The organism is Facklamia hominis CCUG 36813 (genome assembly GCF_000301035.1).
Lineage (GTDB): Bacteria > Bacillota > Bacilli > Lactobacillales > Aerococcaceae > Facklamia > Facklamia hominis.
Map to the genome: position 1 here is coordinate 932749 of NZ_JH932292.1, position 12322 is coordinate 945070.

The 12322-nt window shown below is 41.5% G+C and carries 13 protein-coding genes; 6 read left to right on the forward strand and 7 right to left on the reverse strand.

From position 1 onward, the window contains the following. The first annotated feature begins 34 nt into the window (after positions 1-34). Both HMPREF9706_RS04265 and HMPREF9706_RS04270 read left to right on the forward strand, forming a co-directional pair. Positions 35-307 (forward strand): DUF5320 domain-containing protein, encoded by a 273-nt coding sequence (locus HMPREF9706_RS04265; RefSeq protein WP_006908157.1) that lies wholly within the window; start codon positions 35-37, stop codon positions 305-307. A gap of 1 nt (position 308) precedes the next feature. Beyond that, on the forward strand, positions 309-1430 hold the full coding sequence (locus tag HMPREF9706_RS04270; RefSeq protein WP_006908158.1) for a glycosyltransferase family 4 protein: 1122 nt from the start codon (positions 309-311) through the stop codon (positions 1428-1430). Between the two features lie 105 nt (positions 1431-1535). Here the strand turns inward: HMPREF9706_RS04270 and map are convergent, their stop codons facing one another. From map to HMPREF9706_RS04300, 6 genes are all read right to left on the reverse strand, one after another. Further along, entirely contained in the window at positions 1536-2288 is a 753-nt protein-coding gene (map, locus tag HMPREF9706_RS04275; RefSeq protein ID WP_006908159.1) for a type I methionyl aminopeptidase, read from the reverse strand. A gap of 15 nt (positions 2289-2303) precedes the next feature. Continuing rightward, positions 2304-3089, reverse strand: coding sequence for an acyl-ACP thioesterase domain-containing protein (locus tag HMPREF9706_RS04280; protein ID WP_006908160.1), 786 nt, complete (start codon positions 3087-3089; stop codon positions 2304-2306). A gap of 165 nt (positions 3090-3254) precedes the next feature. Further along, on the reverse strand, positions 3255-3494 hold the full coding sequence (locus tag HMPREF9706_RS04285) for a GlsB/YeaQ/YmgE family stress response membrane protein (RefSeq protein WP_006908161.1): 240 nt from the start codon (positions 3492-3494) through the stop codon (positions 3255-3257). Between the two features lie 100 nt (positions 3495-3594). Then, positions 3595-4884, reverse strand: a complete 1290-nt coding sequence (locus HMPREF9706_RS04290) for a DEAD/DEAH box helicase (RefSeq protein ID WP_006908162.1) — start codon at positions 4882-4884, stop codon at positions 3595-3597. A 63-nt stretch (positions 4885-4947) separates the two neighbouring features. Beyond that, on the reverse strand, positions 4948-5952 hold the full coding sequence (locus tag HMPREF9706_RS04295) for a Gfo/Idh/MocA family oxidoreductase (RefSeq protein ID WP_006908163.1): 1005 nt from the start codon (positions 5950-5952) through the stop codon (positions 4948-4950). Between the two features lie 31 nt (positions 5953-5983). Next, positions 5984-7690 (reverse strand): M3 family oligoendopeptidase, encoded by a 1707-nt coding sequence (locus HMPREF9706_RS04300; RefSeq protein WP_006908164.1) that lies wholly within the window; start codon positions 7688-7690, stop codon positions 5984-5986. Between the two features lie 154 nt (positions 7691-7844). Between HMPREF9706_RS04300 and HMPREF9706_RS04305 the strand changes: the two genes are divergently transcribed. The 4 genes from HMPREF9706_RS04305 (at position 7845) to HMPREF9706_RS04320 (ending at position 11356) form a co-directional block, all read left to right on the forward strand. Next, positions 7845-8174, forward strand: coding sequence for a hypothetical protein (locus tag HMPREF9706_RS04305; RefSeq protein ID WP_006908165.1), 330 nt, complete (start codon positions 7845-7847; stop codon positions 8172-8174). A 20-nt stretch (positions 8175-8194) separates the two neighbouring features. Next, complete coding sequence (uvrC, locus tag HMPREF9706_RS04310; RefSeq protein WP_006908166.1) at positions 8195-10006, forward strand: excinuclease ABC subunit UvrC; 1812 nt, start codon at positions 8195-8197, stop codon at positions 10004-10006. Positions 10007-10266: 260 nt separating this feature from the next. Then, positions 10267-10656 carry a CidA/LrgA family protein gene (locus HMPREF9706_RS04315; RefSeq protein ID WP_006908167.1) on the forward strand — a complete coding sequence of 130 codons (390 nt, stop codon included), beginning with the start codon at positions 10267-10269 and terminating at the stop codon, positions 10654-10656. Continuing rightward, positions 10634-11356 (forward strand): LrgB family protein, encoded by a 723-nt coding sequence (locus tag HMPREF9706_RS04320; protein WP_006908168.1) that lies wholly within the window; start codon positions 10634-10636, stop codon positions 11354-11356. Before HMPREF9706_RS04315 ends, HMPREF9706_RS04320 begins: the two co-directional genes overlap by 23 nt. A gap of 186 nt (positions 11357-11542) precedes the next feature. On the opposite strand, the gene gpmA is transcribed toward HMPREF9706_RS04320, so the two are convergent. Continuing rightward, positions 11543-12232, reverse strand: a complete 690-nt coding sequence (gene gpmA / locus HMPREF9706_RS04325; RefSeq protein ID WP_006908169.1) for a 2,3-diphosphoglycerate-dependent phosphoglycerate mutase — start codon at positions 12230-12232, stop codon at positions 11543-11545. Between the last annotated feature and the right edge of the window lie 90 nt (positions 12233-12322).

The window sequence follows — 12322 nt, forward strand, 5'->3', positions numbered from 1 at the left end:
CTCGGCTACCGTCTTTGCGAAAGGAGAAAACTGAGTGAGTCACCCTAATGAAATTAATCGTACCATTGAAGAAGAAATCAAAAAACAACTCAATGAAATTAACCGCCACGTTGATCGGACTGGCTGGCCATTCTTAATCGGTGGGATTTTTATCTTATTTATCGTTACTTATCTAATCATCTCATTATTTGGTATTACCACCAATGATAGTCCAAACAGCTCTAACAATGATCTTCAACAGCAAGTCCAACAACTTGAATCACGCATTCAAAAACTTGAAAAGCAACTTGATGAAAGTGTCGAATAACATGTCCTTAAAAATTCTTCATATCAATTCTTATTTCTCAACGTCAGGTTTGTTCAAACAACTTTATGACCGACAAATAGAACAAGGTCATGATTTATCAGTCTATGTCCCTATTTCCCATAGCTACCCTCAAAGTAAACTTGCAGCTAGCGGCGAATATACCCAAGTTGTTCCTTGTTTTGACCAGTGGCAACGCTATTTCTTTCATCTTAAACATCCAAGAATTTGGCAAGATTTGAAAAGCCGCTACTCTTTCTCAGCCTATGATGTGGTCCACGCCCATTCGCTCTTTTCCAATGGATGGTTGGCACATCAAATCTACCAAGAATATGGTGTTCCTTATATTGTTGCCGTTCGAAACGCAGATATCCACACCTTTTTTAATAAGCTTTTTTGGTTACGTCCCATGGGGCTTAGGATTCTCCAAGATGCTCGTCAAATCATCTTTATCTCAGAAAATTCCTACCACCGAGTCTTTGACCAATTTATCCCAAAAGACTTGCTTCAAGAATTTGATGCCAAAACTCAGGTGATTACCAATGGCATCGAGGATTTCTGGCACCAAGAAATTTACCTAGACAAAATAAAGGAAGTACATCGACCGCTTCGCATTGTCTCAACCGGCAAATTAATGACCCTAAAACGCTTTGTCCCCTTGGCACGCATGATTCATCAATCCAGTCAACTGCTAGGCCCTATAGAACTCCATATTGTTGGACCCGCCTGGGATAAGACCATCGAAAAGCAACTAAGTCATTATCCCTTTGTCACTTACCATGGCCCATTAAACAAAGAAGCCATGCGCGATCTCTACCGACAAATGGACATCTTTGCGCTATTATCCTATCCCGAGACTTTCGGCCTCGTCTATCCTGAGGCAATGAGCCAGGGTCTCCCCGTTATCTATACACGCGGAGAAGGCTTTGACTCCTTCTTCCCAGACCATCAAGTAGGTGCAAGTATTCAGCGCGATGATGCCATTGGCTTCCATCAAGGATTAGAATATATCCTTCAGCACTATGACCGCTTAAGCCAAAACGCCCTCTCAGCAAGCCAAATCTTTCAATGGGATCAAGTAGCCTCTCGCTATCAAGAAGTCTATAACCACATCTTACATTCTTAAACCCAGCTAGGTGGCTCAAGCCTATTCTTAGAATCATAAAACAAGAGAACCTGTTCTTCCATAGGAAAAGCAGGTTCTCTTTTAATAATCGCTACTTAACAATCTCTAATCTGCCTGTAGGGTCGTCAACAGGGGACCATCTGCGGTCACAATCAAGGAATGTTCATATTGAGCGCAGTAACCACCATCTTGCGTCCTTGCAGTCCAACCATTATCATCCATCTTCATCCGCCAAGTACCGGTTGTCACCATCGGTTCAATGGTAATCGCCATTCCTTCCTTCAAGCGCAACCCCTTGCCGGCTTGTCCATAATGCGGAATCATCGGATCTTCGTGGATTGATGGACCAATACCATGCCCCACGAAATCTCGAACGACCCCAAAGCCTTCCGCTTCAACATAGGACTGAATAGCATGGCCAATATCTCCAATACGATTTCCCACCACAGCTTGTTCAATTCCCAAATAAAGTGCCTTTTTAGTAACCGCCATTAAACGCTGATGTTCCGGGGAAATATCTCCAATAGCATAGCACCAACAAGAATCTGAAATGGCTCCTTCTAGATCAACACAAAAATCTACTTTGACGATATCCCCTGATTTTAAACGGTATTTAGAGGGGAAACCATGACAAATTTCATCATTGACAGAAGTACAGGTTGCGAATTGATAGCCTTCATAACCAATTTGAGCAGCTACCGCTCCCGCTTCTTCAATCCGCTTTTGAACAAATTGGTCAATCTCCCGCGTCGTTACTCCCTCTTTAATGTAATCTCTTAAAGCTACATGGATGTTTGATAAAATTTCACCTGAAGCTTGCATCGCTCTAATTTCACGTTCTGATTTTAAACTAATCACATTTAATCCTTCTTTCTATACAATCTCTGGATTTATTTGCCAGTTGAGCTTAATTTGACAGACGATTTCAGACTGTCGATAAACCCGATGATAAGTCACTGTTTGATAAGTCTTCGAATCGATCGCTAATGTCTCTATTCGATGATCGATCCAACTTTCAAGCTGAACGGCATCTCCTGGATAAAGCTCCTTATGATATTTTACCGCAAATGATTGTAAAGTGTAGTGCTTTAAGATAAATTCTGGCAGTCGCTCCCAGACCCACTCTAAATATACCAGATTATTCACATGTTGATTATGATCAATCGCTGAATCTAAAATAGCTTGATCAACTCGACTATAACATTTCCAGTCGTCTTTGAAAGAAATTTTTTCGAACCGAGCGGTCACCCCCTCAACCAGCAAATTATTTTCTTGGATGATTTGATGTGGGACCCGTTCCATCTGACGATTCCTAAGATTTAATATAGCGAATTGAATGAAAGCTTGCATGCATACTTGTTCCTCTTGAATCCATTCAAAGTAGCGTGTCACAAAAAAACGGTTCGCCTGCACTATCGAGGTCTTTATCAAAGATGGCAGCTTGAAATCCATCCTCTTCAATAATTCCCCACGATTTTGAGTGATCACCCAAGATTGATCCTCTACTAATAAATCAAGCCCACCTTTTTCTTGAATCTGTTGATCATGAAACTGAGCAACTTCCAACAAGTGCTGAATAATGAGGGTCAATGTCTGACTTTCATTTTTCTGCTCAATTGGATTGATAGCTAATCGGTATGAAAATATTTTTTCAAGCATTCCACTCCTCCTTTATCTCCTAGTATAGCAAAAACTGAACCGCTTCAATATAAAAAGCGCCCTAAGAAATCCCTTTAAATTAACTTAGCAGCCTACTCCAAATGTAGTCTCATTAAATAAAAAAAGACTGTGACACAGTCGTCACAGCCTCTAAATCTGATTCAATTAGGCTTTTTTGCTGTTCTTCATAATCGCCGAGACCACAATAATCAAGATTATTGATCCTAATAATGCTGGAAAAACAGCAATTCCTCCCATGATGGGGCCAAAGTGGAAGAATTGATCACCAATCCATGATCCTAACATTCCCGCTACAATATTACCAATAATGCCGCCTGGGATATCGCGCCCCATAATCATTCCTGCTAACCAGCCGATAATACCGCCTACAATTAATTTAATCATAATTTTTCCTCCTCTTTTCACTTTGTAACTCTATTGTAACTTAAAAGTTTCTAAAAAGCGACTTATATGCTCATAGTCCCTTGGATTTTTCCTCAGCAGACTAAGTCTTATTACGATGCTTGCCCTTATTCTTTTGCACGGCGTGTCGTTTTTTATTTGACTTCTTCTTAACTGACTGCCCGTTTTTTTTAGAAGTTCGTTTTTTTGAAGATCGCTTAGATGATTTTTTAGATGACTTGTTAGCTGGTTTATTAGCAACTGACCCCTCTTTTTTTTCTGGCTTATCAGCCAAAAGTTGACTTTGATAGAGAAAACGTTCGTTAAGATCAATCCCCTGCCCATCAAGAATACGTTTTAAGTCGAGCGCCTCTTGTTGATTCAATAAGGATATAACCGTCCCGGCTCGGCCCATCCGTCCGGTTCGTCCAGCTCGGTGGGTATAAGTATCGGCTTCTGACACACGATCATACTGAATCACATAGGGAATCTCCGGCAAATCAATGCCCCTAGCAGCTAAGTCAGTGGTTAATAAATAGATTGCTTGCCCCTGACTAAATAATTCAAGTGCACGCTGGCGTTCTATCTTAGAAAGTTGGCTATGAAGAGCCACAACAGGTATCCCTTCATAGGTCAATTTTGCTGCCGCAATCTCTAAATCATTAATCTGATCAAAAAAAACAATGGCTTGCATCCCTTCAACAAAAGCTAGATGCTTCAACATAGCAACCTTACGACGATTTTGGCAAGTCAAGTAAATATGTTGAATGGTAGACACTGGCTGAGTTAACTCAAAGCGTCGATCCAAAGCTTGATCAGCTAGGTAATCCTTAAGATCTTGGTGATAACTCGCAGAAAAATAGGACTTAGCCACATCTCGCATCAAACGATGATTAATCAAGGCAAGATCCTGATCCAATTGGCTATCAGCTTGGAAAAGGTAGTCGGCTTCATCGTAGATCACACGTTGAACTTGATGGACCTTGAGTTTGGCGGATTCATTTAATAATTCTGCGAAACGGCCAGGAGTGGCAATAATTACTTCTGGCTTTTCCTTTAAAGCTTGTATTTGATTTCTCTTATTAGCTCCTCCAATCAGGCACTGAATGGTAAGACCCAATCCTTGACCCCATTCCTGTGCCACCTCATATATCTGTCGTGCCAATTCCTGTGAAGGTACAAACACCAGGGACTGAAGCTGACGATTCGGTTGAGTTAAACTTAATATGGGTAAAAGATATGCCAAAGTCTTCCCAGTTCCAGTAGGGGAAATAGCTAATACCGAATGATTAGCTAATAATTCAGGGATCACTTCTTCTTGCACCTGGCTAGCTGCTTGAAATTCTTTTTCTTGCCAACGCTTTTGCAGCGTCAGAGGTAATTTTTCAATCATAATAACTCCTTATTCTTTTAATTAAAACAAGGGCCGTGTTTCCAGCACCGCCCTTAACTTCTTCTATTTTGCAGACTGCCTCAAGGCTTCCATCACCTGGATAACCTGTAAAGAAAGTTGCCGCCAATTCTCATAACGTACTTGATTATGAATGCTCGGCTGAGCTTGGATCATTTCCGCAAAGCTCAATAATTCATCAAACATAGGATTCGCCGGAATATAATCGACTAATTGCACCTTTTCTTCCGATCGATTGACCAACTTAACCTTGGTAAGGCGAGAAATATCCTCAATGACCACTGTCTCTTGCCCAAGATAAATCTCTGAAGACAAGTTGGAATGAACCGTTTTTGATAGAAAAATCCCGACTTGAAATTGAGGATAGGTTAATAATGCATGCCCTGATAAGTCTACTCCCTGATCATCTTTTTGAGCTCGATAGCTAACGGATTGAGGCATCCCATAAAGGTCTAAAGCGATATACAAGGGATAGGTCCCAAGGTCCATCAAGCTCCCCCCAGCATACTCTGAAGAAAAAGCATTAGGTACCGGCCAGTCATTAGCCACTGCCTCTCGATAGGTATCATAACGGCTAGAATACTGCCCTATATTGAAATTAGCTCCCATTAAGGGTTGATCCAATTCCTTTATCTTTTGCTTTAACAGCGGACGAATTCGACCATAATTACGACTATGATAGTGTAAAGCCGCTTCAAAAACAAAGACATGATTGCGATCGGCAGCCTCAAAGACTTGATGCCATTGAGCAGAAGTCTCGAAAAGAGGCTTTTCCACGATCACATGTTTTTTATGTTCAACGATCTCTAGAGCTTGTTGGGCATGTAGGGAGTTAGGAGAAGCAATATAAACCAGATCGATCTCTGGATCAAATAATAGATTATTAAAATTATCGGTATAGTAGTCAGCTCCCGTTTTTTGGGCGAGTTGTTTGGCTTTATCAAGGTGTCGGGAATAGACTGCTTTTAAATGGTATTGTTGGGTATAGGTAGCCGCTTGAATCATCTGCTCAGTGATCCACGAACTTCCAAGCGTAGCGTAATTCAGCATAGGAACTCCTTTCTATTCCTTCGATAAAGTTTTATTTTAGTAAGGCTTGGGGATCGACAGCAGATAGATACTGATCGATCGAGGCAACCGTTTCTTCAAGGTTCCCAGGCTCAAAAGGCGATTTGAGATTAGCCGCTGCAACGACTTGGGTAAAGGTCTTGGTACCCCCAAGACGGCAGATGCGTACATAATCTTCCCAAGTCTTCGAATCATGGTCTACATGATCTCGCTTCCAGAATTGGAAGGCGCATACTTGAGCCAAGGTATAATCAATATAATAGAAAGGCATGGTAAAGATATGTAATTGTTTAAACCACAATCCACCTTGCTCATAAAAATCATTACCTTCATAATCAATCCAAGGGTTATAGATTTTTTCTAAACGACGGAAGGCTTGACGTCGCTCTTGTGGTGTCCATTCTGGATGCTCATACACTTCATGTTGGAAGTGATCCACTAAGCAGCCATAAGGAATAAACATCAAAGCACCCGCTAAATGTTGATATTTAAACTTAGCGGTTGACTCTTGGAAGAAGTTTTCCATCCAAGGCCAAGTTAAAAATTCCATCGACATCGAGTGAATTTCACAAGTCTCGTAGGTTGGCCAGACCACCTCTGGAGTTTCAATCCACATAGACGAATAAACTTGGAAACCATGCCCTGCCTCATGGGTTAAGACTTCCACATCGTGAGAGGTGCCATTAAAGTTAGCAAAGATGAAGGGGGCTTTATAATTAGGCAAGTGCGTACAATACCCGCCTGTATCCTTACCCGGCTTACTTTCAAGGTCTAATAGATCACCCGATCGCATAAAGTCAAAATATTCACCCGTTTCTTTAGAGAGTTCATGATACATGGTCTGGGCTTTATCGACAATCTCTTGACTCGTTCCACTTGGATTGGCATTTCCCTTAGGAAACATCAGGCCTAAATCATAGTAAGCCAAATGATCTAAGTTCAACCGTTCCTTTTGTGCTTGAACTAATTTCTCAGCAAGCGGCACAACATATTTAATCACTTCTTGACGGTAACGTTCTACATCCTGGCGATCATAATCTAGGCGTAGCATCCGAGCATAACCTAATTCCACAAAATCCTTAAAGCCAAGCTTCTTAGCAATCTCATGACGAACTTTGACCATTTGGTCATAAATTCGATCAAAATCGTCTTGGTGTTTTTGATACCATGCCGATATCTTTTCAAAGGCTTCTTTACGTTCCAAACGATCAGCCGATTGCGTAAAGGCTCCGATTGAGGATAAATTATAGACTTGACCTTTAAATTCAATTTCGGCAGAGGCTTTTAGCTTCCCATATTCTGAAACCAAGCGATTTTCTTCTTGTAAAAGAGGAATAACCGCTTCTGAATTTGTCCGTAGCTGATTTTCTGCAATCGCAAAGAAGGGCTCAGGTAAAAAGTCCCCTTTTAAAGACTGGCTAAGCTCATTTTCTAAAACAGCTTGATAATAGTCTTTTTCCCAATTAGCAATCAATGGATAATGTTCATCCCAAAAGTCTGTCTCCTGACTATAAAAATCATCCTTGGTATCGATTGAATGACGAATCGAACAAAGTGTTCCTTGGGTCGCTAAATTATTTTGAATTTGGCGAACGGCTTGGATCGCTTCCTTCAATGCTTCAAGCGAAGTCGCTTCTTTAATTTGATGAATAGCTTGATAGAATTGTTCTTTAACTTGGTCTAATTGAGGACGTTCATACTTAAATGAGGCAAATTTCATACTTCCACTTCCCTTTATCTTAGTAACTCTAGTATAGCACAGGCACCAAAGAAAGAGGCAAGAAATCCTATTGCTTAAAAAATATTTTATTTGACAGTTTTGTTATAATGAAAGTATCTCAAAAATTACAATGATTCAGTCAGGAGGGGTGATCATGGATACTCAGAAAAAGATTCAATATAAAGGACAAGTCGTCAATTATAAGCTTGTTCAAGCCCAGGACCCCAGCTTAGTGATCTTTAAATTAAAGCTCATCGACCATCCACTTAATCCAACAGACCTCGTTCATCAAGACATCAATTGCCTCATTGCTTACCGGGCTCTTAATTTCATATTAAGGGTTCATATTGGTGACATCATCGTTATTTATGGGCACTATAACCAACGCAAACAATTTATTGTTCAACGCTATCTTGTCGAACAAGCCGCTCCAACACCTCAGGACCGGTCTCAAGCCTATCCCAAACGACGGACCTATGACTAATTCAAGAAGGAGGGATTATCATGGCCCATCAATCCTTTGAAAGCAAAGCTCAAATCCGAGCACAAATAGAAAACAAGCTGGCACTCTTGCCCACCCTTCCAGGATGTTATCTGATGCATAATGCCCAAGACGAAATCATCTATGTCGGCAAGGCTAAAAACCTACGAAACCGAGTCAGATCCTATTTTAGAGGGGCTCACGACACCAAAACAACCAAGCTAGTGGCTGATATTCACCATTTCGAGTTTATTGTAACCAATTCTAATAAGGAAGCACTTATTTTAGAAATTAACCTCATCCAACAATATAAGCCACAGTATAATATTAAGCTTAAAGAAGGAACCATGTATCCTTACCTCAAAATCACCCATGAAAAGGACCCACAATTGATTATCACGAATCAGGTCTTAAAAGATGGAGGGATTTATTTCGGGCCTTTCCCAAATGTCTACGCGGCAACCCAAACACAACACCTCCTCCAGAAAGTCTATCCCCTAAGACGCTGTAGTAAACAGGAAAAACGTGCTTGTTTTTATTACCACTTAGGCCAATGCATTGGCTGTTGCGACCACCCAGTCTCAAAGGAAGAGTATCAACAACAAATTGACCACATCAAACAATTCTTTAACGGTGAGGTCGGCACGATTAAGCACGACCTCAAAAAGCGGATGCAAGAAGCTGCAGAGAAACTAGACTTTGAACAAGCCGCTTCTTATCGTGACTTAATTAATTATATTGAGACCACTGTGGAGCGTCAGTCGGTCATGAGTCAATCCTATAATAACATGGACGTCTTCAATTATTATTACGATCGTGGTTGGCTTTCCATTCAAGTCTTTCTCTTACGACAAGGGTCTATTCTAAAACGCAAGGCCGCACTCTATCCACTCTATGGTGAGCAAGCACCCGAAGAAGAACTCACGACTTATATCGCTCGATTTTATAGTGAACAAAATCAACTCATGCCTAAGGCTATCCTAGTGCCAAGTACAGTGGATCAAGACAGTCTATCGGAACTATTCAATATTCCGGTATCCACTCCCTTACGCGGCAAAAAACGCGCCATGCTCGAACTCTGTGAGAAGAACGCCAAGCTAGCCCTAGATGAATCATTTAGACTCAGCGAAATGCGTAATCAAAAAACAATCGGTGCCAGTCAAGAATTAGCAAATTATCTAGACATCCCTCAAGCCAGCCATATTGAATCCTTCGACCACTCCAATATTCAAGGAACCTCTAGCGTCTCCGGTATGGTCGTCTACAAGGATGGTGTCCCTGATCGAAAGAGCTATCGTAAATTTAAGATCAAAGCCAGTCAAGGCGCCAATGAGTTCGCAAATACCCAAGAAGTCATCAGACGCCGCTATACTCGGCTGCTACGCGAGGAAAAAGCCTTGCCGGACTTGATCCTGATGGATGGCGGGATTGTCCAAGTACGAGCTGCCCGAGATGTTATCGAAAATGAATTAGGGCTAGCTATCCCCGTAGCTGGTATGATTAAAGATGACCATCACAGAACCGCATCGCTCTTAGATGGCTACCGTGAAGAGATTGTCGACATGGACCAACGAAGCCAGGCCTTCCATCTTCTGCAACGAATCCAAGAAGAGGTTCACCGCTATGCGATCTCCTACCACCGCCAGGTCCGGTCCAAGGCTCAATATGCCTCACGCTTAGATCAAATCCCTGGCGTGGGCCCCAAAACAAGAACCAAACTACTCAAACAATTTAAATCCTTAAAAAACATCCAGAAAGCAACGCTCGAAGAAATCACACGCTTAGGCATTCCCCGCCCTGTCGCTCAACGCATTCTGGACGATTTAAATAAATAAAGAGAGTACAGCTTTTAGGATCCCTCAAAGCCGTACTCTTCTTTAAATTTGCTTCTAAAAGCTGGACCTGAACAATATACGCTCGCTCGCCGGTGCTTTTAAAGCCCCTCACGCGCTCACTTATTACGGCAGCCCAAAATGCTTTTTGGCCCACTCTCTATTTATGACATTTTTATTACGAAATCGGTCTCATCAAAAATAGGGATTGTTCCCTTTTTTAAAAAGGTGTAATATTAGCAGCTATGAAAGGCGTGTGTACTGTGAATTTATTCAAACAATTATTTTGGTTATTTTTCTTTTCGATTGTTGGCGAAATTATCTCGCTATTAATTCGACCTTTAATCAGTCTCCCTGCCAGCGTGATCGGCATGGTGCTTCTTTTTTTATGTCTCCATTATTCAATCCTTTCGATGGAAAAGGTAGAGCAAGTGGGATCCTGGCTAACTAACCATATGGCCATCCTCTTCGTCCCAGGAGGAGTCGCCTTAATGACTCAGTTTCCCTTATTAGCTAGGATCTGGTGGCAATTAATCCTATTAGTCCTTGTCACCACTGTCATTACCATGATTGTCACCGGAAAAATGGTTCAACAGTCAATCATCAGAAGTCAGAAAGGAGAAGCCCCTTATGTTAACGCCCCTATTGAATAGTCCTTTCCTAAATACCCCCTTATTTGGTATCACACTTACGGTAGGGATGTTTTTATTAGGAGATCGGCTCCATCAGCGATATCCGATTGTACTATTTAATCCGCTAGTCTTTTCTATCGGAGGAATTATCCTACTTTTAATGACGACAGGGATCACTTACGACCACTACAATCAGGGAGCTCAACTCTTCTCCTGGTTGATCACCCCGGCAACTGTCGCTTTAGCCATTGGACTCGAAAAGAATTTTGACTATCTCAAAACATACCTGGTTCCCATTCTAATGGGCTGCTTGAGTGGCACCTTAATCCATACTTCCATGGTCATTGCCTTAGCCTTTTTATTACGATTCAACCTTCAAATGGTCGCCACAGTCTATCCTAAATCGATTACCACTGCCATTGCGATTAGCGCCACCGATTCCCTGGGGGGAATCGTCTCGCTTACGATTGCCTTGGTGATTGCGACAGGAACCCTAGGAGCCATTCTAGGCCCTAAGCTCATTCCCCTTTGCGGCATCCATCATGAAGTGGCCCAAGGCGTCATGTTAGGAACTAGCGCCCATGCCATGGGAACCTCACAAGCTATCAAAATGGGACAAGTCCAAGGAGCCATGTCTTCAGTCGCCTTAATTACAACCGGCATCACCGTAATTCTACTCACTCCAGCTGTCAATCAAATTCTCTGTAATTTCTTTGTCTAAATAGTTATCCAAGTAAAAAGCTTGAGACTTTCTCGCGTCTCAACCACGAATCTCATCTATTTTTCCTTGGTAAGTCCCCTTATAAAACATTTATTCGACGATATAATCAAAAATCGCCCGGCATGATATAATCACGCCGAGCGATTTTCTTTGCCAATAAGAGATTCACTCTCATCAGTGAACACTTTATGCATCCAGTATCTTTTTGTCGATCACTTTCAAATCTGTATCAAATTCATACACAATTGGAACACCGGTCGCTATCTCTAAGGAAGTAATCTCATCATCTGCAATGCCTTCAATTTTTTTAATTAAGGCACGAAGGGAATTACCATGAGCCGCCACCAAAACATTCTTATCATCCAATAAGGCGGGCACGATATGATCTTCATAAAAAGGCATCACTCGTTCAAGGGTAATTTTTAAATTTTCTGTTAATGGAATCCGGTCCTTAGCCAAATTCGCATAACGCGGATCTACTAAAAACTTAGCTGCTTGATCCGCAGACATTGCAGGCGGGCAAACATCATAGGAACGACGCCAGATATGCACCTGTTCATCCCCATATTTTTCTGCCGTTTCCTTCTTATTTAAACCTTGTAAAGCTCCATAATGACGCTCATTTAGCCGCCAAGTCTTGGTTACGTCTACCCATAGCCGGTCGGTTTCATCAAGAATGTAATATAAAGTCTTAATCGCACGTTTCAAACGCGATGTATAGGCTAAATCAAAATCAATGCCAGCTTCCTTCAGTTTATGACCTGCTGATTTGGCTTCATTAATACCTTTTTCGGTTAAGCCAACATCTTCCCAACCTGTAAATTGATTAAGCTGATTCCACTCACTCTGTCCATGACGTACAAGAATTAATTTCATTAAATCACCCTCTATCCCGTATTTTCAGTTTTATTATACCATAAGCAAGCGCTTAATCGTTAGCCCTTTCCCATAAATCATCTAATATTT